Raw genomic sequence first — 22,772 nt, forward strand, 5'->3', positions numbered from 1 at the left:
CACAGACATGACAAGTCGAAGGCGTCATCGTCGGTTATCCGCCGTCATCGTCGCGTCACCCGCGGGGCTGGCGCGCCAACTGCCGCGACTGAGCGACGAGGCGACCGGCCGAGTCCCACAGTTCGCAGTCCTCTTCGAACATTCCGCCCGCGATGTTCCGAGTGTACAGTCGCGCGCTGATCCAGCCGGGAGCGGGCAGGGCGCGGACGTGTGCGGTCAGTTCCATCGTCGGCGCCCAGTTGAAGCGACCGAGGTCGAACATCACCGGCGGAAACGAGTCGAGGAAAGTCAGCAATGACAGCGGGTCCGGGTCGGTCCCGTCGATGAGCCGAATCCAACCTTGCAGCACTCCACGACCACTGGGTTTGCCGACCGCGAATCCTGCGGTGGCCGGGTCGAGGCGCATATCGAACCGTTCGATAAGCGGCGCCGCCTTCTTGAAGTCCTCGCTGGCTTCGGCGACACCGACGCATTCTTCCGGTGGGGGCAGCTGGGGCGGCGTGGCTGTCGTGCCGACATCGTCGGGAAGGTCGCCGAGGTTGCCCATCGTCGCCATCGCCGAGATCGTCGGTGCCCCGTTCTGGGAGAGTTCGATGCCGTAGCTCGCCGTCGATCGGCCTTCGCGCAGTGTGCGCGTGGAGATGTCGACCGGACCTTCTCTGCTCGGTCCGAGATAGAAGGTGGAGATGAGGAGGGGGTCCGGGGTGCTCGGGTTGACGGCCCGCAGGGCTTGTCCGGCGACTCCGAGGAGGTAGCCTCCATTCACGGCTCCGGCGACTTTCCAGCCGGCGTCGAGGTCGGCGGTAAAGCTGTGGTCGCCTTGGCGGGTGACTGCGGTGGCCTGTGAAAACTCACTGACGGTCGATTGACTCATATCACATACAGTACCAACAACTGAACGAACGTCCAGCCAGATTCAATGCCGACCGGACTGTCGTTCGTTGCCGTGACGATAGTGACCTGTTGCCCGTGCCAACAGCTGCTGGTCGGTGTCGTCATCTCGGCCGAGTTTGGGAATGAGCGCGGCAACCTTCTTTCCGCCGAGCTCCATGACGGTGCGGCCGCCTCGGCGAATGAAGAGGATTCCGGATTTGGTGATTTGGTAGTCGAATGGATCGTCTTCAAGGCTCATGTCTGGACTCCTTCGTCGGGCGCACCTCGTCGCTTTCATCTCTGCGTTGAGTTGCTGTGAGCGCTCACCGATTAGTCTAAGCGCATGAGTGTGAAGCTGACCCGGGTCGATCCACATGGCTGCGACGATCATGATCTGACTGAGTTCTACACCACGGAAGAGTTCCCTTTCCACGCCAGGCTGTCTCGCTGGTCGGCAGAAGAAGTCCGCCAACGGATTGCGGACGGCTATTTCATCAGCGAGGAGACCAAGACGTTCTGGCTCGTTCACAGCAAGCTGGGCCGGATCGGCATCGTCCGTCTGGAGGATCTTCGTGACGAGACGCCGATGTTCGACCTCCGATTAGCTTCGCGATTTCGAGGTCGGGGCCTCGGCGTTGAGGCATTGACCGCCATTACCGCTCATGTCTTTTCCACCACGGGAGCGATTCGACTCGAGGGTCAGACGCGCGAAGACAATCACGCCATGAGGGCGGTCTTCGACCGGGCAGGCTGGACGAAAGAAGCTCACTATCGCCGCTCGTGGCCTGTAATCGGCAGCGATCCGCTGGATTCGGTCGGCTATGCGATCCTGCGCGAGGAATGGGAGACAGGCGTCGTCCATGAGCTGCACTGGCATGATCGACGTCATTTCCGTGAGCAGACTCGTGCCGGGATCACGTATTCGTCGAATACTCCGCCATCGTGCAGTGAGATGCTCGCGCTCTACAACTCAGTCGGATGGTCGGCGTACACGAACGCCCCGGAACGACTGGTCCGCAGTGTCCTCAATTCTTCGCACGTGGTTTGTGCTCACCAGGCAGAGCTGCTCGTCGGATTGGCGCGCGTGGTCAGCGACTTCGGAACACTTGTCTACCTCCAAGATGTCCTGGTCGCTCCAGGAATGCAGCGGCGCGGCATCGGGGCTGAACTCGTCGCTCGCGTCCTCGAACCTTTCGCCGATGTCCGACAGACCGTCCTGCTCACCGACGCCGATCCCGGACTGGCTGAGTTCTACACGTCGCTCGGCTTCAGCGAAGCCGCCCCGTCTGCAGGGGCGGCGGTCCGTGCTTTCGTCCGATGACGTGAAAGTGCCCCTGGCCAGAAGGCCAGGGGCACTTTCTCTCAGTCGGTCAACGAGTGACCGTCAGAGTGTGTTTCAGTTGTTCTTCTTGCGACGCATGGTCAGAACAACAGCGGCTCCACCGACGAGGAGCAGTCCGGCTCCGGCGGCCAGGCCGGTCAGCTCGGCACCGGTGCGAGGCAGATCAGATCCGCCGCCGTCACCGTTTCCATCATCGTTGCCGTTGTCGTCACCATCGTTGCCGCCGCCGTTGCCGTCTTCGTCGGCAACAACCTGGAAGGAGCCGGTGAGGGCCTCTTCGTCTTCGGTGTCGTTGGCGCCGGTGACCTGAACGTCGTACTTACCGAGGTAGGCCTCGGGGTTCGAAGCGCTGGTGCCGTAGATCGAGAATCCGACGACTCCCTCAGCGTTGGCAGTCTGCGTCATCTCGTAGTCCTTGACGCCTTCAGGCCCGTCGACAACCTTGAGGGTCACTTTCTCTCCCTCTTCGAAGCCTTCAGCCGTGATCTGCACGCCCTTGTCTTCCTTCACGAAGTCCGAAGCAGCGATCTCCTTCGGCTCGACAGTCAGCTTGCGCTCGGCCTCTGCAGCCCGAACAGTCACCGTGAAGTTAGTGGCTTCCGAGGTCTGTCCGTTAGCTGTGACCGTAGCGGAGTAGGCGTATTCGCCAGCTTCAGCAGGAGCCTCGGTGGAGAAGTTTCCATCAGCATCGGTCTTGACCGTGACGCTGCCCTCAGCCGGTGCGGCCTGGGCCTGAGCGGAACCTGCCTGGGCATCGCCAGCGGGCTTCCAGGTCAGCTTGACGTCAGCGTTCGGAGCAGCCTTGCCGGTGATCTTTCCGCCTTCAACGACTGTCTGGTCTCCGACCTTGGGAGCTTCAAGCTTCTCGTCACCGTCGGCGTCGGAATCGGCCTTGTCATCCTTGCCATCGGCTGAGGAGGAAGCATCGGCATTGTCGCCATCGGCGGCAGCGGAAGCGTCAGCCTCTGCTCCGTCTGCGTCGGCCGAAGCTTCAGCGTCGTCGCCTTCCGCAGCGGACGAAGCATCAGCTTCCTTGGCGTCGGCGTCAGCGTTGTCGGAAGCGTTTGCGTCGTCTCCCTCGGCAGCGGCCGAAGCATCTGCATCTTCACCGTCGGCAGCAGCGGAAGCGTCAGCTTCTGCCTCATCATCACCCGGAGGCTCTTCGTTAGGATCAGTGAACGAGATCGACTGTCCGGACTTCTCGAGCGAGTAGTCGAGGTCGGCTACCCAGCTGAAGTCGATCTCCTGACCGTTCTCGTCCTCTGCAGGACCGCCGCCGGAGATGACGCCGACTGCAGTGTCTCCCTGGAAGACGCCGCCACCGGAATCGCCGGGCGCGGAGAACGGCTTGCCGGACGGTGCCTTAACACCGAAACCATGGACGAAGCGTCCGCTGACGTTGACGAAGTCGAACTGCTCGTTGTAGGCAGTCCATGTCTCGTTCTCGGTCAGTCCGGTCGTCCGGCCGGCCTTCTGAACGGTACCTTCGCTGTGAGCGCCGACCTTGGTGATATCAGTGGCGAGCTTCGCAGCCAGATCGTCGTCTCCGGCGGTCGACCAGTCAGTCACACCTGTCTTGACGTTGTACTTCGAAGCATCGACATTGATGACCGCGAAGTCGATATCGTCGTCATTGGGCTGAGCGTCTGAACCCGGAGGAACCAGTTCGCCGCCGAACTTGTTGTAACCCCAGCTGCCGATGACGCCGAGTCCGGTCTGCTTGAATCCCTCTCCACCGACCGCAGGAGCAGTGGAAGGCTGTTCGGTCTCGTCGACCGTCGTGTCGCCCTCAAATTCCCCGCTCTGCTCGTTGATGATCTTCGCGCAGTGACCAGCGGTGAGCACGATCGGCTTTCCATCAGCATCCCAACCGGAGAATCCGGTTGAACAGGCTCCGCCGCCCTCGCCTGCCTTGACGAGGTAACCTGCGCCGCCAACCAAGTCGTTGCCGGCATAGGCCTTCAGCTCTTTGACTCCCTCAACGACCTTGACGTTCGAGAAATCCTGCTCAAGCTTCTTTGTTGTCTTGTCGGCCTTTTCAACACCGATGGTGAGCTTGCCGTTCTTGGCGCCGTATGCGTTGACACCGGACGCCTTGTCCAGAGTCTTCTGCACAGCCGCATCGCTCTGCACATTCAGCTTCTGCGGACCGTTGTCAGCGACGGCCGGAGAAGCAGCGAACGCTCCGCCCAGGCCGAGCGCCGTTGCCGCTGTGAGCGCCAGCGAACTCTGTACGAGTTTCTTCTGCATAAGTTGTTGTCTCTCTGTTCTGAGGGATCAATGTCACAAGTTGATGACCTAAGTCACGATAAGGTTACGGGGCGCACTCAGTGACTACCAAAAAAGTAGGCCGAAGACTGTGAACTTAATGTACGAAACTTCAGTAGATGTATACAAAGAGACTTGCTGTTATCGCCTCTAGGCAGTCGCCATGAATAGACGATGCCCCCGGTCAGAAGACCGGGGGCATCGTCAGTGTCAGTTCGCCAGACCGTCAGACGGCCGGCATCACAGCACTCAGTTGTTGTTCTTGCGACGCATGGTCAGAACGACCGCGGTTCCGCCCACGAGGAGCAGTCCGGCTCCGGCGGCCAGGCCGGTCAGCTCGGCACCGGTGCGCGGCAGGTCAGAACCGCCGTCACCGTTTCCGTCATCGTCGTTTCCGTCGCCGGCTCCGCCGTCGGCATTGCCGTCGTCGTTGTTGCCGTCATCGTCTCCGCCGGATCCGCCGCCGGAACCGTCTTCGTCAGCGACTACCTCGAACGTACCGGTCAGTGCCGACTCGTCCTCGGTATCGTTGGCGCCGGTAACCTCGACGTCGTACTTACCGAGGTAGGCCTCGGCGTTCTCGGCGCTGGTGCCGTAGATCGAGAATGCGGCGGCACCGTTCTCATTGGCGGTCTCGTCCAGCTTGATGCCCTCGACGCCTTCAGGCCCGTTGGCAACTTCGAGGTTGACCTTCTCGCCCTCGTCGAAGCCCTTAACCGTGATCGTCACGCCCTTGTCTTCCTTCACGAAGTCGGACGCGACGATCTCTTTGGGGTCGACGCTGATCTCACGCTCGGCAGGAGCGGGAGTCTCGGACTCGTCCTTCTCAACGGTCACATCGAATTCGGTCGTCTTGGATTCCTGTCCGTCAACGATCGCCGTCGCAGTGAAGTTGTAGTCGCCTTCGGCCTTGGGGCCCTCGACGGAGAAGTTTCCGTCCTTGTCAGCCGTGACGGTCTCAGAACCGTTCTCGGCTGCCTGAGCACCTTCAGCGGGTTCCCACTTGACCTCGACCTTGGCGCCAGCCTCGGCCTTGCCCTTGACCTTGCCCTCAGGCTCGATGGTCTGGTCTTCGGCCTTCGGAGCGGCAGGTGCCTCAGGGGTCTCCTCACCCGGCTTCTTGAGGTTGAAGTCCGTGCCGGACTCCTCGAGCGAGTGGTCCAGGTCGGCAACCCAGGTGAACGAGGTGTTCGCATCGAGGTCGCCGCCGCCGGAGATGACACCCACGGCGGTGCTGCCCTGGTAGACGCCGCCGCCGGAGTCGCCCGGCTGGGAGAAGGGCTTGTCGATCGGCGCGGTCACGCCGAATCCGTGGACCCAACGACCGCCGACATTCTGGTAGTCGAAGTCGTACTCCGAGCGGGGCAGAACTTCGCCGTCGGTCTTACCGGTGGTGCGACCGGACTTGCTGATGGCGCCGTCCTTGTGCGCACCGACCTCGGTGATCTCGGTGGTCGACTTGGCCAGATCGTCCGAATCGGCGGTCGACCAGTCGGTGATGCCGTTCTTGACGTTGTACTTCGACTCGTCGACGTTGATGACGGCGAAGTCGATGTCGGACTCGCTGGGCTCAGGCCACTTGTTCTGGTCGGCGCCCTCGAGGAGGTCGCCGCCGAAGTTGTGGAAGCCCCACTTGCCGATGACGCCGCTGCCGGAGGCCTGGAAGCCTTCGCCGCCGTTGGCCTCGGAGATTGAGGGCTTCTCGGTCTGATCGACAGTGGTGTCGCCGTCGAACTCGTTGGTCTGCTCGTTGATGATCTTCGAGCAGTGACCGGCGGTCAGGACGACGGGCTTGCCGTCTCCGTCCCAGCCGGAGAAACCGGTCGAGCAGGCCCCGCCGCTCTCGCCGGCCTTGACCAGGTAGCCGGCACCGCCGACGAGATCATTCTTCGCATAGGGCTTCAGTTCCTTGACGCCCTCGGTGACCTTGATGTTCTGGTACTTCTTTTCGAGCTTCTTGATCTCGTCGGTCTTCTTGGCAACGCCGATGCTGAGCTCGCCGCCGTCGGTGCCGTAGGCGTTGACGCCTTCGATACCGGAAAGTGCCTTCTGGACGTGAGCTTCACTCTGAAGGTCCAGCTTCTGCGGGGCGTTGTCAGCCATCGCCGGTGAGGCGACGAGCGCGCCGCTCAGGCTCAGCGCCGCAGCGGCGCTGATCGCCAGTGAACTCTGCACGAGTTTCTTCTGCATAAGGTTGATTCCCTTGATCGTTGTCGATGCTTCGATTGCCCGACCCCGTCAACAGGCTTCGCCGCGACTCGGCGGTTCATGCTTCCGGTGTCAGATTTCCAACCGTGTGAAAGGTTACGGTTTGATCACGACGCAATGCAAGAACCATCAATGTCGCAGGTGAACACAACTTACAGAAGTCGGACTACACAAGCTGTCCTGTGTTCTTCCAGGTCGCTCGAAAACGGTGCCGTTATGATCAGGGGCATGCCGAACCACACAAAGCTTCGCCCCCTGGCCTCCGTAAGACCCGCCTCGAGGCTCGCGCTCGGACTCGCGGCCCTTGCTCTCACTCTGCCGCTGGCAGCCTGTGATACCGGCAACGACCCCCGAAACCCCAGCTCCCCCTCCCCCACCGAGTCCAGCGAAACCACGTCTCCCAGCGACGACGCCTCCAAGCTCGATCCCACCGGTAAATGGACCTCACCGGAGAAGGGCGACCCGTTCCTCGAATTCTCTGACGACGGCTCGCTCGAAGGCTCTGACGGCTGCAACGCGATCGTCACGAGCTGGAAGGTCAAAGGCGACGAGATCACCATCGACTCCTTCATGTCGACCCAGAAAGCCTGCGCTGGCGTCGACACCTGGCTGAGCAAAGCCTCAACGGCGACTATCGAAGGCGATGTCATGAAGGTCAAAGACAGCAACGGGAAAGTCATCGGCGGACTGGAAAAGGACGACAAATGACACAGGAACTCATCGGCCGCTGGACGGCCGAGACGAACGAGCGGGCCTTCCTCGAGTTCACCGAGGACGGCTCACTGCACGGCAGCGACGGCGCCAACAACCTTATGACCTCATGGTCGGCCGAGCCCGAGGGTTTGATGATCAAGTCCTCGATGATGACGCTCAAAGCCGCTCCCGGAATGGTCACCTGGGTTCCCAAAGCCAGGAGAGTCGAACCCGACGGCGACCGTCTGCACCTCTTCGACGCTGCCGAGAACCACCTCGGCGACCTTCATCGTCAGCTGCCCGGCCCAACTCACAAGCTCGGCGGTCGTTAGATGGCCGGAGGTCTGATCGCACTCCTCGACGATGTGGCCGCACTCGTCAAACTCTCGGCTGCCAGCCTCGACGATGTCGCCGCAGGTGCGTCACGAGCCGGTGCGAAGGCGGCTGGGGTCGTCATCGACGATGCCGCGGTGACGCCGAAGTTCGTCGAAGGAGTGGACCCCAAACGCGAGCTTCCGATCATCCAGCGCATCGCTTTGGGCTCCCTGTTCAACAAGCTCGTCATCATCCTCCCGATCATTCTCCTGCTCAGCCAGTTTCTGCCCTGGCTCCTCACTCCGCTGCTCATGATCGGCGGCACCTACCTCTGCTATGAGGGTGCCGAGAAGGTCTTCGAGAAGCTCGGCTGGATCGCCCACCACGAGAAGGACACCCCGGCCGCCGAACAGTCGACCGATGGCAAGGCGGCAGAGAAGAAGGTCGTGCGATCGGCCATCACCACCGATTTCGTCCTCAGCTGCGAGATCATGGTCATCGCCCTCAACGAGGTGGCCGCCGAATCCCTGACCAGCCGTGCCGTCATCCTCGCCGTCGTCGGCGTTGCGATCACCGTCGGCGTCTACGGTGTCGTCGCACTCATTGTGAAGATGGATGACATCGGTCTGCATATGGCGAAGAAGGACTCACCCGGGCAGCAGAAGTTCGGTCGGTTCCTCGTCGGAGCGATGCCGAAGCTACTCGCTCTGCTCTCTGTCGTGGGCACCTTCGCCATGCTGTGGGTCGGAGGACACATCATCCTCGTCGGCACCGATGAGCTCGGCTTCCACGCCCTCTACGGCTTTGTCCACCACCTCGAAGAGCCGGTCGCTGCGATCGCGGTCATCGGCGCCTTCCTGGGTTGGCTGGTCAACACGTTCTTCTCCCTCATCCTCGGTGCGATCTGGGGAGGCATCGTCGTCGGCGTGATCTTCGGAGTCAAAGCGCTCGTGAAGAAGGACGGCAAGAAGGACACTGCTACCGCCTGAGCTGCGGCGGCGTCCCTTGTCGCTCGGGTTCCGGGCTCCGTGAGTTGGGTTGGGCCGGTGAGAGAAGGGCTGGCCCGGTCGCCTACTTTTTGAGCATGTCCTCGATGCCGCTGTCGGTCACCAGCCAGTCGAGGCTGGCCGGGCTGGCGGCATTGACGGCGGTCGCGAATTCGGCGTCGATGAAGGCTGCGGTGCCGTTCTTCACCGACGGCAGCGAGTCATAGCTCGGATTGTCAACGACCTGCTTCTTCCCGTCGTCGTCCATGGCCCACACGAAAAGGTAGTCTGCGTCGAGCTCGTCGAGGTTCTCGGCCGAGAGAGTGAACTTGTTGATCTCTTCAGGCGTCTGGTGCTGCCCGGGTTTGAGGCCGAAGAGTTCCAGCGGTGCGGCGTTACCGAAATAGATCCCTTCGGCCCGCGGCGAGATCAGCTGATATGACTTCCCGTCGACCCCGAGGTCGGCACCGACGGCTTCGAGCTTGTCTTTCGTCGTGTCGATCAGTTTCTCTGCCTCATCAGACTTCCCCAGAGCTTCGCCGACCTGTTCGGTCATCTCATCCCAGTCGGGATTCGCCGACTCCGTGTCCGGAATGATCACCGGAGCGATGTCGGAGAGCTGCTCGTAGGTGGAGTCGTCGGCGATATTCCAGGGTGCTGCGAAGATGACATCCGGTTCGTATTCCGCGATCTTCTCGAGGTTCGGCGCATATTCGGCGTTGATGAGCGAATCGTCCGCGACATCGTCGGTGACGCCCTTCTGCCACGGCATGATCTGGTCTTTCGTGGATGCAACGGCGACCGGTGTCACGCCCATTCCCGCAGCCGCGTCAGCGGCAGGCGAATTGAGGACGACGACGTTCTTCGCACCAGCCGGGACTTCGACCTCCCCCTTGAGAGTGTCGACCGTGACCGAGTCGGCGTTGTCCGCCGCCTCATCGGTTCCGCCGCATCCTGCCAGCAGCAGCGTCGAGGCCGCCAGCACCGAGATGACTCCGAGAGCGGTCCTTGTCATTAGGGTTCTCATTTCCGGGATACGTGCGCTCAGCGCTGAGCGAATGTCTTCTTCGGTGCTCCCGCCACGATCATCGGCGCACCCGTGACCGGATCGTCGATGACTGTGCAGTCGATGCCGAAGACCTCGTTGACGAGTTCCGAGGTGATGATCGTCTCCGGAGCCCCCTGAGCGACGATCGAACCGTTCTTCATGGCGATGATCTCGTCGGCGTAGCGGCAGGCTTGGTTGAGGTCGTGGAGGACGGCGACCAGCGTGTGCCCGTATTCGTGATTGAGCTGCGAGAACAGGTCGAGCAGCTCGATCTGATAGGCGACGTCGAGAAAGGTCGTCGGTTCGTCGAGCAGCAGGAGGGAAGTCTCCTGAGCGAGCACCATGGCCACCCAGACGCGCTGACGCTGACCGCCGGAGAGCTCGTCGACGAGCCGTGAGGACAGCTCTTCGGTGTTCGTCGCCCGCAGCGCCGACAGCACAGCTGCTTCATCGGCGTCGGTCCACTGGCGCAGGAACGACTGATGCGGGTGCCGCCCGCGGGAGACGAGCTCGGCGACCGTGATCCCGTCCGGGGCGATGGACGACTGCGGGAGAAGACCCAACCGCTGGGCGATCTTCTTCGTCTTCATCTTCTCGATGTTGTTCCCATCGAGAAGCACAGTGCCCTTCGCCGGCGGCAGCAGTCGCGCGAGAGCACGCAGCAGAGTTGATTTGCCGCAGGCATTGGGGCCGACGATGATCGAGAACTTACCGTCGGGAATGCTCACGTCGAGATCGCTGACGATCTGGCGCTGGTCATAGGCCAGGTCGAGGTTCTCGGCGATCAGCGGGGAGGCTGCGCCTGCGGGGTTGGGAATGCTCATGATGCCTTCCGAGCTTCTTGGATGAGGAGCCAGATGAGGTAGATGCCGCCGATGCTCACGGTGATGACGCCGACGGGCAGTTGGATATCGCCGAACGCATGTTGGGCGATGAGGTCGGCGGCGACGAGGAGCAGTGCTCCGACAGCCGCGGAGGTCAGCAGGCTGGTGCCTTGCGCCCGCGCGATCCGCCGCCCGATCTGCGGTGCGGCCAAGGCGACGAAGGCAATCGGACCGGCCGCGGCCGTGACCACGGCGACGAGGGCGACGGCGATGACGATGAGAACGGCACGGATGGGCTCGTTGCGTACGCCCAGCGCTTTCGCCGTATCGTCACCGAGTTCCAGAGTGCCGAGATCTCGGGAGAAGAGTCCGCAGGCCAGACCGAGGACGATGGTGGCCACAGCCGCCGGTGCGATCGTCGACCAGCCCATTCCATTCAGGGTTCCGGCACCCCATGTGGCAGCGGCCATGGCGAGCTCGAGATCGGCGCGCATGATCAGCCAGGTGTTGAAGGCGTTGAGCATCGCCGTCAGTGCGATACCCACGATGATGAGCCGGAAGCCCTGGACCCCGCCTTTCCAGGTGAGCAGGTAGACGACCACGGCGGTCAGGAGTCCGCCGATAATCGCGCCCGCCGCGGTGGAGACGAAGCTCGTGCCGAAGACGATGATCGTGACGATGCCGCCGGTGTAGGCACCGGTGGAGAAGCCGATGATGTCCGGGGAGCCGAGAGGATTGCGTGTCAGCGATTGGAAGACGGCTCCGGAGACTCCGAGTCCGGCGCCGAGGACGATGCCGGCGATGATGCGCGGTGCCCGCCACTCCCCGACGACGGTATTGACGATGCGCTTCTCAGCGGCCCCGAACAGGCCCTGGAACACTTCGGTCGGAGTCAGCGAGAACTTGCCGAGCATGAGACCGGCGAAGCCGCAGGCCAGCGCGATCAGCGTGATGATTCCGGCGGTGATGACAACCCGCAGGTCGATGCGGAATCCGAAGACTCGCAGCATGGGCCGGCCGAAGTCGACTTTCTCCCCCGGCAGTGCATGCGGGTGCGCGGTGAGGCTGCGGTCGGTGACAGCGAGGTTGGTGGTCTTCACAGGCCGCTCGCCTTCTTTCGACGGACAAGGGCGATGAGCACCGGAGCACCGACGAACGCGGTGACGACTCCGACTTGGAGTTCGCCGGGTTTCATCACGACTCTGCCGATGACGTCCGAGGCCAGGAGCAGAATGGGAGAGAGGACGAGTGAGTAGCCGAGGATCCAGCGCTGGTCGGGACCGACGATCCAACGGGCGATGTGCGGAATCATCAGGCCGATGAATCCGATCGGTCCGGCAGCGGCCGTAGCCGCTCCGGCAAGGAGGGTCACCGCGAGGATGGAGAGCACTCGGGTGCGGTTGACCGAGGTGCCGAGGCTGGCGGCCAGATCGTCGCCGAGGGCCACGGCGTTGAGTGAGTGGGACAGTGCCAGTGCGAGCACGGTGCCGATGACCATGAACGGCAGGATCGCGGTGATCGTATCTAAATCGCGGCCGGCGATCGCGCCGACGTCCCAAGATCGGAAGGCGTCGAAGGCGCGTTCGTTGGTCAGCAGGATGGCTTTGGTCAGTCCGGTGAGCACAGCGGCGACGGCGACTCCGGCCAGAGTCAGGCGGATCGGATCGACCGTGCGGCTGCGGCCCGCGGACCCGATGACATAGACGCCGACAGTGGCGACGAGGGCGCCGGCGAACGCGAACCAGATGTAACCGGTGATCGAGGAGATCCCGAAGAATGCGACGCCGATCGTGATCGCAAGGGACGCACCCGCGTTGACGCCGAGGATGCCCGGATCGGCCAGGGGGTTGCGCGTCAGGGCTTGGATGAGACCGCCGGCCAGGCCCAATCCCATGCCGACGAGGATGCCGAGCACGGTCCGCGGCAGGCGCAGTTCGAGGACGACGAGCTGATCGTCGCTGCCGGTGGGCGCGAAGAAGGCTCGGAGGACCTCCGAGATCGGCATGTCCCTGGCGCCGATCGCCAAGGAGGCTGCGATCACGACGATGAGCGCAATGATCGCTGCGACCAGTCCCAGTACTCTTCTGATCCGCAGGCTCCCACCGGTCGGATGACTGGTGTCGGTATGCGGTTTCGCCTCGGCAGAGGTGGCGGAACCGGTCATCGAGGTGGTCCTTTGAGTGAGGTGGCGGTCAGGTGACTAAGGGCAGGCTAACCACACTGTAACTCACCGGACCACCTCAGCCAAGCGAGAGAGGTCTCACTCGGCTGTGATCTTGCCGATCCTCTCGGACACCTGCCGCTGGATCCGCGAGAGCATTCCGCTCATTCCGCGCAGCCTCAGCGGGCTGACGATCTCCGACATCGACAGCCGCAGGGGCAGGTCGGCTGGAACCGACAGGATCGCCTCGGCGGTGGCTCCGTCGAGCCCTTCGTGCAGGATCCCGGCGAAGCCCCGCGTGGTCGGCGCCTCCGGGGGCGCGGAGAAGTGCAGGCGCACTTCCGCCCGCTCCCCCGCCTCGGGGTCGGTCACCTCGGTGACGAGGAAGATCGGCGACTGGCATTCGGGTACCGGCTCGAGCAGCTCCGGGTGGTCCGTGTACTTCTCCGGCAGGTCGGGAAGGTCCGTCGCGAACTCCAGCAGCACCTGGAGACGGTCGTCGGACGGGGTTTCGGCGAAGTCCGTGACGATCTCCGCCAGAGCCTCCGGCAGATCGTCGGTCTTAGGCGTCGTCGTCTCGCTCATCAGCGTCCGGGCACCTCTCCCGGCTCCGCTCCGGTGACGATCGGCACGCCGACGACATTGCCCCATTCGGTCCAGGAGCCGTCGTAGTTGCGCACGTTCTCATATCCGAGGAGGTGCTTGAGGACGAACCAGGTGTGGCTGGAGCGTTCGCCGATCCGGCAGTAGGCGATGACCTCGTCGCTGGCGCCCAGCCCTGCCTGCTCGGTGTAGAGCTCCTTGAGTTCGGCGGCGGACTTGAAGGTGCCATCTTCGTTGGCTGCCTTGCCCCAGGGCATCGACTTCGCGCCGGGGATATGGCCGCCGCGCAGTGCGCCTTCCTCCGGGTAGGCGGGCATGTGGGTGCGTTCGCCGGTGTATTCCTCCGGGCTGCGCACATCGATGAGCGGCAGGTCGCCGAGGCTGTCGCGGACCTCGGGCAGGAAGGCGCGGATGACCGAATCGTCGCGTTCGACGACGGGGTATTCGGTCGGTACAGGCTGCGGCTTGTCCGTGGTCATCTCGCGGCCCTCGGCCTGCCATTTCGCGCGACCACCGTCCATGAGGCGGACGTCTTCGTGGCCGAAGAGAGTGAAGACCCACAGCGCGTAGGCGGCCCACCAGTTGGACTTGTCGCCGTAGACGACGATGGTGTCATCGCGGGAGATGCCCTTGGCGGACATGAGTGCGGCGAATCCTTCGCCGTCGACGTAGTCACGGGTGACCGGGTCGTTGAGTTCCGTGTGCCAATCGACCTTGACCGCTCCGGGAATATGCCCCGTCTCGTAGAGCAGCACGTCTTCGTCGCTTTCGACGATGACGAGTCCGGGATCGCCTGCATGCTCAGCCACCCAATCGGTGCTGACCAGTCGGGTTCCGTCCGCGTATTCGGCGAACTTCTCTGCGGGATCGGCCGGGATCGAAGTGCTCACGCATTCCTCCTGAGGGTTTGAGTCCAATTGTGCTCGCTGTGGCAACGTCGAGCGCGTTCAGCATATTCCCTTTCAGGGCCGGCTGAGGAATGCCGTCAGTGCTGAGACGAACTCACGCGGTTTCTCCGAATGCACCCAATGCCCCGAGCCTTTGACCGTGAGAAGGGTGGTGCGGGGGAACAGACTGCGCATCTGCGGCAGGTCGTCACGGTCGACATAGTCCGATTTCTCACCGGCGACCCAGAGGACCCGATGGTCGAAGACGGCACCGCCCAAGTCCGGGAAGCCTCCGATGATGTCGAGGCTCGAATGCAGCAACGCGAGGTTGGGCTGCCAGGAATACCCCGCCGAGGTGGGGCGCAGGTTCTGCAGCAGGAATCCCCTGATCGCAGCCTCGGGGATCGGGTCCCGAAGCGCCTCATCCGCGTCGGTACGCGATTCGATCCGGTCGAGGTCGAGGGAGGCGAGACTGGAGAGCAGATGGTCGAAGACTCCGGTGGACCCGCCGGCATCGGGGCCGATGTCGACGACGACAAGGCGGTCGATGAGTTCCGGGTGACGCAGGGCGAGAACCATGGCGACCTTTCCACCCAGGGAATGCCCGACCAGGTGCACGGGCTGATCGCCGGGATCGACCGCCTCGGCGATATGGGCCGCCACGGCATCGGCGAGCTCGACATAGTCGAAGGTCTCTGTCCATTCGGACTCACCGTGGTTGGGCAGGTCGACGAGGAGACTGGAGAATTCGGGCTCGATGTCCTTGGCGATGCGGGTGAAGTTCTTGCCTCGGCCGAACAGGCCGTGGAGGAAGACGACCAGGCGCCCGGACTCGCCGATTCGAGTGCTGTTGATGGTGGTCACGATCCCAGCCTAGCCCGTGCCGTTCTGCATATCAGCAGCCCTGTTGAGATTCTCCCCGGGCGGTCACTGCTGACGCGGGTAGGGTGAGGTCATGCACTTCTCCGAATATGACACCCGACTTGCCGGTTATGCGGTCATCGTCAATGACGACGACGAAATCCTCCTCAGCTGGTTCAACGGCGGAAAGGACCGACTGCACGCGATCTGGACGCTGCCCGGAGGCGGAATCGAGTTCGACGAGAGCATCGAAGCCGGCACGGTCCGTGAGATCAAAGAGGAGACCGGGTTCGACGCTGAGGTCGTCCGCCCGCTGACCACTCATTCCTTCACGGAAGCACGTCGCAATCCGATCTTCAGCGATTCGACGGATCGTCCTTTCAAAGGCGTACGCGTCGTCTACGAGGCGCGGATCACCGGCGGCACCTTGGGCACGCTCGAGGTCGATGGGACGACGGATCGGGCGGAATGGCTGCCGATCGATTCACTTCAAAATGTGCGGCACGCCCGCATCATCGACCTCGGCCTGGATGCGTGGCGTGCCGCTGTGTGAGTTCTGCGCATGGGCGCGCAGCAGCGCTCGTCAGTCGGTTACTTCACCTTGTCGGCGATGAGTCCCGGAAGCTCCTCTGCGGTGTACTTGGCCGAGAGGATCGAGTTGAGTGAGAAAGCCTTGCGGATGTCGTCATTGTCGTTGGTCAGAACGAGGTCGTGCCCGTCCTTGACGGCAGGAATGCGCTTGTAGGCAGCATCCTCGGTGACATCCTTGTCCTCGATGTAGATCGGGAACGTCAGGAGCAGGTCCGCGTCGAGCTGATCGAGGTTCTCCTCGGAGATCGGCACGGAGAAGCCGTCCGCCTTCATTCCGGCGATCGTCTCGGACTGCTTGAAGCCGAGCTGCTCCATGACCTGCACGCGACCTGATTCCTCGACGTAGGCACCCCATCCCTCGGAGGTCTTCGCTGCCACGGTCACGGACTTGTCCTTGAACTCCGGATGGGCTTCGCGCGCATCGGCGTAGGTCTCGTCGAGGTCGTCGAGCAGCTTCTTCCCGTCGTCTTCCTTGCCGAGCGCCTGGGAGACGAGGTCGACCTGCTGGTCCATCGTCGTCAGGTAGTTGTCGCCGCCTTCCGGCACTCCGACCGTGGGAGCGATCTCAGAGAGGCGGTCGTAGCGCTCCTTCTCTCCGGAGCTGTTCGTATCGAGGATGACGTCGGGCTCAAGTGCGGCAATGGCCTCGTAGTCGGGTTCCATCGTCGCGATGATCTCCGGAGCTTCGTCGTAGAGATCTTCGGCCCACGGCCCGACGCCCTTGCCGCCGAACTCGACCCAGTCAGAGGCGCCGACGGGCTGGACTCCGAGCGCCAGAGCGGTCTCGGCATCGCCCCATCCCAGCGCCACGACCTTCTGCGGGTCGGCGGGCACCTCGACGGCGCCGAACTTCGTGTCGACGGTGGGCCCCGAGGCCTCGTCGGCTGAATCTGCTCCTCCGCCGCAGCCGGCGAGGACGAGAACGGAGGCAATCACTGGGGCGAGAATACGGCGCATGGAATCCTTCTTGAGTAGTTAGGCGAGCCTAGCTTAACCCATTTCTCCGGCGGTTCGAATCCGACCGCACGGCCGCCTCGGCGAGGAATCGACCAAGGGATCAGGGAGCCTTGATCTCGAGCCCTTCGACGTCCATGTCATCGAGGGCGACCATGCGTGAGCGGCGGCCCGTGACGATGCGGTGGATGACCCACAGAAGCAGGAACGCAGGAAGCCCTGCATAGGCGCTGGCGACCTGGAGCAGCTGCCCGTTGACGATCGCCTGCACGTTCTGCCCGATGATGACGACGATGAGCATGATGAGCGCGATGACCGGGCCGATCGGGAACAGCGGCGCCCGGTACGGCAGGTCCGCTACAGCGCGCCCCTGCCGCACATAGGCGCGGCGGAACCGGAAGTGGCACCAGGCGATGCCGACCCAGACGATGAAGCCGGAGAGTCCGGAGACATTCATCAGCCAGGTATAGGCTCCACCGTCACCCATGATCTCGGTGAGGAATCCGAACAGTCCGATCATGGCGGTGGCCAGCAGCGCCATGACGGGGACTCCGCGTTCGTTGAGTCGGGCGAACAGCCTCGGCGCGGTTCCCTCTTTCGCCATGGCGTAGAGCATGCGGGTGGAGGCGTAGAGGCCGGAGTTGCCGGCGGAGAGGATTGCGGTGAGGATGACGGCGTTCATCATTCCGGCGGCCACGGCGATTCCGGCGCGTTCAAAGACGAGGGTGAACGGTGAGGCCGTGATGTCCTCATTGTTCGCCGAGGCCAGCAGCGAGGGGTCGGTATAGGGCAGGAGGAAGCCGATGACGGCGATGGCGCCGATGTAGAAGAGCATGATGCGCCAGAACACGGTGCGGATGGCGCGCGGCATGTCCTTGCGCGGGTTCTCCGACTCCCCCGCGGTGACGCCGACGAGCTCGGTGCCCTGGAACGAGAATCCGGCGATCATGAAGACACTGATGACGGACATCCAGCCGCCGACGAAAGGAGCTTCTCCCGTCGTCCAATTGCTCACTCCGGGTGAGGTTCCGCCGAGGATGCCGGCGATCATGAGCACACCGAGGACGAGGAACGCCAGCACGGCCGTGACCTTGATGGCGGCGAACCAGAATTCACCTTCGCCGAAGGCCTTCGCCGACAGGAAGTTCAGCCCGGCCAGCAGGATGAGGAAGACCGCCGCCCAGATCCACGAGGGCACGTCGGGGAACCAGAAGGACATGATGACGCCCGCGGCGACGAGTTCGGCAGCCAGGGTGATCGCCCAGTTGAACCAGTAGTTCCAGCCCATGGCGAATCCGAACGAGGGACTGACGTATTTGGTCCCGTAGGTGTGGAACGATCCGGCCACGGGCAGGTGGGTCGACATCTCGCCGAGGGACTGCATGACGAAGAGGACCATGATGCCGATCGCGGCATAGGCCAGCAGGGCGCCGCCGGGGCCGGCCTGTGAGATCGTGCCGCCGGAGCCGAGGAAGAGCCCGGTGCCGATGGCACCGCCGATGGCGATCATCTGCAGGTGGCGGGACTTCAGTCCCCGTCGGAGTCGGCGTTCTTCGTTCGCCGAGGCGGCTGGCATTCCCATGGTCATCCTCGTTCGTGGTTCGGCAGGTCCGCGCACGAGGACCCTGGCCATTCCTACCACAAACGGAGGCATCCACGGCCGACGAAGATGCAGGGTGGGAGGAGGGTCACACCCTCTTCGGCGGGGATTCGAGCAGATGCAGTATCGGCTTGAGCGCGGTGCGGATGCTGATGAAGCGGAACGCCTGGTCGCGGCCGAAGGCGAAGAGGCGGGATCTGCCGAACATCAGTCGCGCCAGGGACCGCGAGTTGTCATGAGCGGCCTCGACTCGCGGCCGCTGGCGGGCCTCGAAGCGTTCGAGTGCGGCGAATGCACCTGGCCCGGTCGTCAGGGAGGAGAGTTCGTCGGCGAGCACTCCGGCCGATTCCATCGCCATTCCGGCGCCGATTCCGGCGGTGGGAAGGAACCCGGCGGCGGCATCGCCGAGCAGAGCGGCGCGACCATGCCTCCACCTGTGCGCCCGCGAATCTCTCAGCGGCCAGAAGAACGGCGCTTCGGCCTCTTCGACTGCGGTGAGGCAGGCGTCGATCCGCGGAGTCAGCATCGTGAGTCGACTGCGGACTTCGGCTGCAAAACGTCGGGGGCCGAGCGGCTGACGGGTGTCGGGACAGCCGAGAAAGACTCCGACGGCGCCCTTGACCGGATATATGCCGAGGAAGAATCCATCGCCCCAGATCTCATCGACGGCGCCCTGATCGTCATCCGCCTCGGCCCAGCAGACCCATCCGCCCCATGTCGTGTCCACTGTCGACACCGGCGAAGGCGTGCCCGAGCCGGCAACGGCGGTACCGTCGGAGTCGCTCGTGGCGATCGCGGCGAGTTCTCTGGTCACGAGCCGGCGGGTGTGGGAATTCATTCCGTCTGCGATGACGACGGCATCGAAGTCGAGGACCTGCTCCCGGCCATGGCCCTTCTTCTGTCCTCCTTGGCCCTCCCGGGCCAGAGTCACAGTGGCGCCGTCGCCGGACAGACCGGTCACTGTGGTGCCGAAGGCGATCGGGCAGTCGCTGCCGGTGAGCACGTCGAGCAGCGCTGAGCGGGAGATCCCGCGATAGTCGCCGAAGTCGGCCAGAAGATCACCGAGGTGGTCCTGTCGGAGGACTTTCCCGGTGTGTGCATGGGCGATATAGCGATCGATGCCGACGCTGGCTTCGAGGTAGGCTTCCCGGCACTCGAGTTCTTCGATGATGGGATCGACCATGGGCATGAGGGCGAGCATATATCCGGCACGATTGTCACCGATCATCCGACCGGAATCGGCCGACCGATCGATGAGGGTCGGGTGCATCCCGCGACCCCGGAGCAGCTGCGCCAGGGTGATCCCGGCGATTCCGGCTCCGACGATGAGAATGCGCGGCTCGTCCGAGTCCACGTGCTTCAGCTGCTCGTTGACCGTTGCCGCGATGATCATGCGTGGTCTCCTTCGTCGGGCCGAGGCTCACACAGCGTCGGTCCGCAACTCCCCGTCAGCGGCCGGTGCCTGAGGCAGCCCGCGGACGAGCTCGGGACCCAAATCAGAGATGCTCCGGGCACCCATGAGTCCCATGGCGGTGAGGATTTCCTGTCCGATGAGCTCGATTGCCCGCTCGACGCCTCGCTGGCCTCCGGCCATGAGCCCGTACAGGTACGCCCGGCCGATGAGCACGAAGTCGGCTCCGGCGCACAGCGCGGCGACGACATCGGTGCCGGACATGATCCCGGAATCGAAGATCAGCTCCATCTCCGGTCCGACCTCCGCACGGACTTCGGCCAGTGAGGTCAGCGAGTCCGGAGCCCGATCAAGCTGCCGGCCGCCGTGATTGGAGACGACGAGTCCATCGGCTCCGATCGACTGAGCGCGGCGGGCATCCTCGGCGGTGAGAATTCCCTTGACGAACAGGCGTCCGTTCCACTGTTCGCGGATCCACCGCAGGTCATCGAGGTCGAGGGTCGGGTCGAACATCGTCTTCGTCATCTCCGCGAGGGACTGGGAGGTGTTCGACAGCGACGCGTATTTCGGCGGTTCGGTGGTGAGGAAGTTGAACCACCAGCCGGGTCGATAGGAGGCGTCGAGGATGGTTCCCAGCGTCAGTCGGGGCGGGATCGTCAGACCGTTGCGGTGATCGCGCAGACGCTGACCGGTGATCGGAGTGTCGACGGTGACCAGCAGGGTCTCGTAACCGCTGGCGGCGGCCCGCTGGATCAGATCGAGGCTGCGCTGCCGATCCTTCCACAGGTAGAGCTGGAACCACCGGGTGGAATCCGGCGCCGCCTGCGCGACGTCTTCGACCGAGGTCGTGCCCATCGTCGACAGTGAGAACGGGATTCCGGCCTTCGTCGCCGCACGCACTCCGGCGACCTCGCCTTCGGAGTGCATCATGCGGGTGTAACCGGTCGGGGCGATGCCGAAGGGCAGCCGGGTTCGGGCACCGGCGATCGTCGTCGACGTATCCGGCGCATCGACTCCGTGGAGGATGCGCGGAAGGAGCTCAACGTTGCCGAGCGCCTCACGGTTCTTCGCCAAGGTCCGCTCGTCCAGAGCGGCACCGTCGACATAGTCGAACGGCGCGGTCGGCGTCACGCGCTTGGCGATGCGGCGGAGGTCCCAGATGTCTGCGGCCGACTCCAATCTGGCTGCGACCCGGTCGAGTCGGGGCAGGTCGAACTGCAGCAAGGGGGCGAGTTCTCTCAGATCGGGCAGTCGGCGCTTCATCTCTCTCCTCGTTCTCGGTTGAGGTAGGCGAGCACTGCCGCGACACGGCGGCTCGTGGTCTCCCCTGCCTGGAGGCCGAGTTTATCGAAGATGGAGCTGATCGCCTTTTCGACGGAACTGACCGAGACGAAGAGCCGTTCGCCGATTCCCCGGTTCGACAGTCCTTCGGCCATCGCCTCGAGCACTTCGCTCTCACGTGGAGTCAGCGTCGACAACGTATTCTGCCTCTCCGAGGTGGTGAGCAGCTGCCGGACGACGTCGGGGTCGATGACCGTTCCTCCCTCTGCGATCCGCTGTACGGACTCGAGGAACCGGTCGATGTCGGTCACCCGGTTCTTCAGGAGGTAGCCGACGCCCACCGATTCGGTGCTCAGCAGCTCCGTCGCATACTCCCGCAGCACATACTGGCTGAGGACGAGGACTCCGATATCCGGGAAGCGACGTTTGATCGCCAACGCCGCTTCGAGTCCTTCGGTGGTGTGAGTCGGAGGCATCCGCACATCGACGATCGCCAGGGTCGGGCGCAGCTCGGCGACCGCCCGCAGCAGCTCCCCTCCGTCTCCGACGGACGCGACGACGCTGATCCCTTCGTCTTCGAGCAGACTGCGGACGCCCTCTCGCAGCAACACCGCGTCATCGGCGAGGACGACGCGCATCCGGTTCTCTGTCTGGACCTCTGTCGTGTTCACTTCTGTCTCTTCTCCTTCGTCGTGCTGCCGTCCTGTGCGTCGGTCCCGAACGGGATCCGAGATCGAACTGTGGTGCCTGCGCCCTCAAGGGAGTCGACCTCAAGATTCCCGTCGAGCGCTCCGACCCGCCGTGTGAGCCCTTGGAGCCCTCCCCCGCGCGGATCGGCTCCACCGACACCGTCATCGGAGACGGTCACGGTCAACGCGGTCCGGGGCTCGGCGACGATGCTCACCGTGATCGCGGACGCCTCGGCGTGTTTGACGACATTCGTGACGGCTTCACGGACGACGAAGTAGGCGGCAGATTCCACTGCGGGCGGAAATCTGCCTTCCGGCACGGTCACGAGGGTCAGCGGAATAGGACTGCGACCGGCGATCCTCTCGAGCACGGTTCGAAGACCATGGTCGTCCAGCGCAGTGGGATAGACCCGCCAGGCGACTTCCCGCATCTCGTCGATGAGGTCCTGGGACTGGACCAGCGCATCGTCGAGCAGCGCTTGGGACTTCGCCGGGTCAGAGGCACGCCTGGCTCGGGCGATGAGCACGGACAGGGAGACGACATTCTGCTGCACGCCGTCGTGCAGGTCCCGTTCGATCCGGCGTCGTTCCTCGTCGATGGCGAGCACGACTCCACGGCGGGTCGTCAGCAGCTCGCTGATGCGGGTGTACACGGCGAAGGGACGCTCCACCTCGACGAAATGAGCGTCGATGCGACCATGCGCCCAGCTTGCCGCCTCGGCCAGAGCGACGGCGCCGATGAGGTTCGCCGCCCCGTAGAGGACACCGACGAAGAGCGTGGGTTGCGAGATCGACCACATGTCGAACCCGATGTTGACCGCTCCCCCGATGAAGAATCCTTGGAAGAGCGATCCGAGAGTCACGACGAAGAATCCGCCGAGGAGGTTCGCGGTGGGAATGATGGCGAGTGCTGCGACCAGGCCGTTGCCGAGCAGGAACCGACGTTTGGTCGGCTCGTCGGCAAGGACGAGTCCGAACCCGCGAGAATGCCGAGCGAGTTCCCAGCTCCGCACCTTCGCGGCCATGCGTGAGGTGGGCGGAAGCACGGAGGCCATGAGCAGCGGCAGACACAGCAGACCGCCCCACGCGACGGCGAGTACGGACCGCGCCCACCGCGCGGTGAACATCCGTACTTCGGGAGGAAGGCGGGTGGACAGCGCGCTCGGCCAGGGCATGA

22 protein-coding genes are annotated in these 22,772 nt (G+C 63.7%); 5 read left to right on the forward strand and 17 right to left on the reverse strand.

Features of this window, described 5'->3' with window-relative positions; all coding sequences use genetic code 11:
• Positions 1-55: 55 nt before the first annotated feature.
• Positions 56-874, reverse strand: a complete 819-nt coding sequence (locus ACU4IU_RS01320) for a thioesterase family protein (RefSeq protein ID WP_446655696.1) — start codon at positions 872-874, stop codon at positions 56-58.
• 42 nt (positions 875-916) lie between these two features.
• Positions 917-1,132 carry a hypothetical protein gene (locus ACU4IU_RS01325; RefSeq protein ID WP_139466894.1) on the reverse strand — a complete coding sequence of 72 codons (216 nt, stop codon included), beginning with the start codon at positions 1,130-1,132 and terminating at the stop codon, positions 917-919.
• Positions 1,133-1,216: 84 nt separating this feature from the next.
• Here ACU4IU_RS01325 and ACU4IU_RS01330 point away from each other — a divergent pair, with 84 nt between their 5' ends.
• On the forward strand, positions 1,217-2,194 hold the full coding sequence (locus ACU4IU_RS01330; protein WP_446655697.1) for a GNAT family N-acetyltransferase: 978 nt from the start codon (positions 1,217-1,219) through the stop codon (positions 2,192-2,194).
• Between the two features lie 75 nt (positions 2,195-2,269).
• On the opposite strand, the gene ACU4IU_RS01335 is transcribed toward ACU4IU_RS01330, so the two are convergent.
• Both ACU4IU_RS01335 and ACU4IU_RS01340 read right to left on the reverse strand, forming a co-directional pair.
• Positions 2,270-4,465 carry a S1 family peptidase gene (locus ACU4IU_RS01335; protein ID WP_181270409.1) on the reverse strand — a complete coding sequence of 732 codons (2,196 nt, stop codon included), beginning with the start codon at positions 4,463-4,465 and terminating at the stop codon, positions 2,270-2,272.
• Between the two features lie 267 nt (positions 4,466-4,732).
• Positions 4,733-6,673 carry a S1 family peptidase gene (locus ACU4IU_RS01340; RefSeq protein WP_181270408.1) on the reverse strand — a complete coding sequence of 647 codons (1,941 nt, stop codon included), beginning with the start codon at positions 6,671-6,673 and terminating at the stop codon, positions 4,733-4,735.
• 246 nt (positions 6,674-6,919) lie between these two features.
• Between ACU4IU_RS01340 and ACU4IU_RS01345 the strand changes: the two genes are divergently transcribed.
• The 3 genes from ACU4IU_RS01345 to ACU4IU_RS01355 are packed head-to-tail and all read left to right on the forward strand — an operon-like array spanning position 6,920 to position 8,688.
• Positions 6,920-7,399, forward strand: a complete 480-nt coding sequence (locus ACU4IU_RS01345) for an META domain-containing protein (RefSeq protein ID WP_172169032.1) — start codon at positions 6,920-6,922, stop codon at positions 7,397-7,399.
• Positions 7,396-7,716 (forward strand): META domain-containing protein, encoded by a 321-nt coding sequence (locus ACU4IU_RS01350; RefSeq protein ID WP_139466890.1) that lies wholly within the window; start codon positions 7,396-7,398, stop codon positions 7,714-7,716. The genes ACU4IU_RS01345 and ACU4IU_RS01350 overlap by 4 nt, the downstream gene beginning before the upstream one ends.
• Positions 7,717-8,688, forward strand: a complete 972-nt coding sequence (locus ACU4IU_RS01355) for a DUF808 domain-containing protein (RefSeq protein WP_139466889.1) — start codon at positions 7,717-7,719, stop codon at positions 8,686-8,688. It begins immediately after the preceding gene.
• An 82-nt stretch (positions 8,689-8,770) separates the two neighbouring features.
• On the opposite strand, the gene ACU4IU_RS01360 is transcribed toward ACU4IU_RS01355, so the two are convergent.
• The 7 genes from ACU4IU_RS01360 to ACU4IU_RS01390 all read right to left on the reverse strand — a co-directional run bounded on the left by ACU4IU_RS01360 (position 8,771) and on the right by ACU4IU_RS01390 (position 15,072).
• Positions 8,771-9,700 (reverse strand): ABC transporter substrate-binding protein, encoded by a 930-nt coding sequence (locus ACU4IU_RS01360; RefSeq protein ID WP_172169026.1) that lies wholly within the window; start codon positions 9,698-9,700, stop codon positions 8,771-8,773.
• Positions 9,701-9,729: 29 nt separating this feature from the next.
• Positions 9,730-10,557, reverse strand: coding sequence for an ABC transporter ATP-binding protein (locus ACU4IU_RS01365; RefSeq protein ID WP_181270407.1), 828 nt, complete (start codon positions 10,555-10,557; stop codon positions 9,730-9,732).
• Positions 10,554-11,567, reverse strand: coding sequence for a FecCD family ABC transporter permease (locus ACU4IU_RS01370; protein ID WP_139467407.1), 1,014 nt, complete (start codon positions 11,565-11,567; stop codon positions 10,554-10,556). The genes ACU4IU_RS01365 and ACU4IU_RS01370 overlap by 4 nt, the downstream gene beginning before the upstream one ends.
• An 86-nt stretch (positions 11,568-11,653) precedes the next feature.
• Positions 11,654-12,721, reverse strand: coding sequence for an iron chelate uptake ABC transporter family permease subunit (locus ACU4IU_RS01375; protein ID WP_446655698.1), 1,068 nt, complete (start codon positions 12,719-12,721; stop codon positions 11,654-11,656).
• Between the two features lie 96 nt (positions 12,722-12,817).
• Positions 12,818-13,303: a SufE family protein gene (locus ACU4IU_RS01380; RefSeq protein ID WP_181270406.1), complete on the reverse strand. Its 486-nt coding sequence runs from the start codon at positions 13,301-13,303 to the stop codon at positions 12,818-12,820.
• Positions 13,303-14,211: a sulfurtransferase gene (locus ACU4IU_RS01385; protein WP_139466884.1), complete on the reverse strand. Its 909-nt coding sequence runs from the start codon at positions 14,209-14,211 to the stop codon at positions 13,303-13,305. Before ACU4IU_RS01385 ends, ACU4IU_RS01380 begins: the two co-directional genes overlap by 1 nt.
• A 72-nt stretch (positions 14,212-14,283) precedes the next feature.
• Complete coding sequence (locus ACU4IU_RS01390; protein WP_139466883.1) at positions 14,284-15,072, reverse strand: alpha/beta fold hydrolase; 789 nt, start codon at positions 15,070-15,072, stop codon at positions 14,284-14,286.
• A gap of 91 nt (positions 15,073-15,163) precedes the next feature.
• On the opposite strand from ACU4IU_RS01390, the gene ACU4IU_RS01395 reads away from it, so the two are divergent.
• Entirely contained in the window at positions 15,164-15,622 is a 459-nt protein-coding gene (locus ACU4IU_RS01395; RefSeq protein WP_139466882.1) for an NUDIX hydrolase, read from the forward strand.
• A 38-nt stretch (positions 15,623-15,660) separates the two neighbouring features.
• Here ACU4IU_RS01395 and ACU4IU_RS01400 read toward each other — a convergent pair whose 3' ends face one another.
• The 6 genes from ACU4IU_RS01400 to ACU4IU_RS01425 all read right to left on the reverse strand — a co-directional run bounded on the left by ACU4IU_RS01400 (position 15,661) and on the right by ACU4IU_RS01425 (position 22,770).
• Positions 15,661-16,617, reverse strand: a complete 957-nt coding sequence (locus ACU4IU_RS01400) for an ABC transporter substrate-binding protein (protein ID WP_139466881.1) — start codon at positions 16,615-16,617, stop codon at positions 15,661-15,663.
• A 100-nt stretch (positions 16,618-16,717) separates the two neighbouring features.
• Positions 16,718-18,196 (reverse strand): amino acid permease, encoded by a 1,479-nt coding sequence (locus tag ACU4IU_RS01405; RefSeq protein ID WP_446655699.1) that lies wholly within the window; start codon positions 18,194-18,196, stop codon positions 16,718-16,720.
• A gap of 106 nt (positions 18,197-18,302) precedes the next feature.
• Positions 18,303-19,607 carry an FAD-dependent oxidoreductase gene (locus ACU4IU_RS01410; RefSeq protein ID WP_446655700.1) on the reverse strand — a complete coding sequence of 435 codons (1,305 nt, stop codon included), beginning with the start codon at positions 19,605-19,607 and terminating at the stop codon, positions 18,303-18,305.
• Positions 19,608-19,634: 27 nt separating this feature from the next.
• Positions 19,635-20,888 (reverse strand): alpha-hydroxy acid oxidase, encoded by a 1,254-nt coding sequence (locus ACU4IU_RS01415; protein WP_139466879.1) that lies wholly within the window; start codon positions 20,886-20,888, stop codon positions 19,635-19,637.
• Positions 20,885-21,544: a response regulator transcription factor gene (locus ACU4IU_RS01420; RefSeq protein ID WP_139467405.1), complete on the reverse strand. Its 660-nt coding sequence runs from the start codon at positions 21,542-21,544 to the stop codon at positions 20,885-20,887. The genes ACU4IU_RS01415 and ACU4IU_RS01420 overlap by 4 nt, the downstream gene beginning before the upstream one ends.
• Positions 21,545-21,573: 29 nt before the next feature.
• Positions 21,574-22,770 carry a sensor histidine kinase gene (locus tag ACU4IU_RS01425; RefSeq protein ID WP_420096834.1) on the reverse strand — a complete coding sequence of 399 codons (1,197 nt, stop codon included), beginning with the start codon at positions 22,768-22,770 and terminating at the stop codon, positions 21,574-21,576.
• Between the last annotated feature and the right edge of the window lie 2 nt (positions 22,771-22,772).

This window comes from Brevibacterium sp. CSND-B09 (genome assembly GCF_052906525.1).

Coding starts and splice junctions, on each gene's coding strand:
- ACU4IU_RS01320 (WP_446655696.1), bottom strand. CDS start 874: ATGAGTCAATCGACCGTCAGTGAGTTTTCACAGGCCACCGCAGTCACC.
- ACU4IU_RS01325 (WP_139466894.1), bottom strand. CDS start 1,132: ATGAGCCTTGAAGACGATCCATTCGACTACCAAATCACCAAATCCGGA.
- ACU4IU_RS01330 (WP_446655697.1), top strand. CDS start 1,217: ATGAGTGTGAAGCTGACCCGGGTCGATCCACATGGCTGCGACGATCAT.
- ACU4IU_RS01335 (WP_181270409.1), bottom strand. CDS start 4,465: ATGCAGAAGAAACTCGTACAGAGTTCGCTGGCGCTCACAGCGGCAACG.
- ACU4IU_RS01340 (WP_181270408.1), bottom strand. CDS start 6,673: ATGCAGAAGAAACTCGTGCAGAGTTCACTGGCGATCAGCGCCGCTGCG.
- ACU4IU_RS01345 (WP_172169032.1), top strand. CDS start 6,920: ATGCCGAACCACACAAAGCTTCGCCCCCTGGCCTCCGTAAGACCCGCC.
- ACU4IU_RS01350 (WP_139466890.1), top strand. CDS start 7,396: ATGACACAGGAACTCATCGGCCGCTGGACGGCCGAGACGAACGAGCGG.
- ACU4IU_RS01355 (WP_139466889.1), top strand. CDS start 7,717: ATGGCCGGAGGTCTGATCGCACTCCTCGACGATGTGGCCGCACTCGTC.
- ACU4IU_RS01360 (WP_172169026.1), bottom strand. CDS start 9,700: ATGACAAGGACCGCTCTCGGAGTCATCTCGGTGCTGGCGGCCTCGACG.
- ACU4IU_RS01365 (WP_181270407.1), bottom strand. CDS start 10,557: ATGAGCATTCCCAACCCCGCAGGCGCAGCCTCCCCGCTGATCGCCGAG.
- ACU4IU_RS01370 (WP_139467407.1), bottom strand. CDS start 11,567: ATGCTGCGAGTCTTCGGATTCCGCATCGACCTGCGGGTTGTCATCACC.
- ACU4IU_RS01375 (WP_446655698.1), bottom strand. CDS start 12,721: ATGACCGGTTCCGCCACCTCTGCCGAGGCGAAACCGCATACCGACACC.
- ACU4IU_RS01380 (WP_181270406.1), bottom strand. CDS start 13,303: ATGAGCGAGACGACGACGCCTAAGACCGACGATCTGCCGGAGGCTCTG.
- ACU4IU_RS01395 (WP_139466882.1), top strand. CDS start 15,164: ATGCACTTCTCCGAATATGACACCCGACTTGCCGGTTATGCGGTCATC.
- ACU4IU_RS01400 (WP_139466881.1), bottom strand. CDS start 16,617: ATGCGCCGTATTCTCGCCCCAGTGATTGCCTCCGTTCTCGTCCTCGCC.
- ACU4IU_RS01405 (WP_446655699.1), bottom strand. CDS start 18,196: ATGGGAATGCCAGCCGCCTCGGCGAACGAAGAACGCCGACTCCGACGG.
- ACU4IU_RS01410 (WP_446655700.1), bottom strand. CDS start 19,607: ATGATCATCGCGGCAACGGTCAACGAGCAGCTGAAGCACGTGGACTCG.
- ACU4IU_RS01415 (WP_139466879.1), bottom strand. CDS start 20,888: ATGAAGCGCCGACTGCCCGATCTGAGAGAACTCGCCCCCTTGCTGCAG.
- ACU4IU_RS01420 (WP_139467405.1), bottom strand. CDS start 21,544: ATGCGCGTCGTCCTCGCCGATGACGCGGTGTTGCTGCGAGAGGGCGTC.
- ACU4IU_RS01425 (WP_420096834.1), bottom strand. CDS start 22,770: ATGCCCTGGCCGAGCGCGCTGTCCACCCGCCTTCCTCCCGAAGTACGG.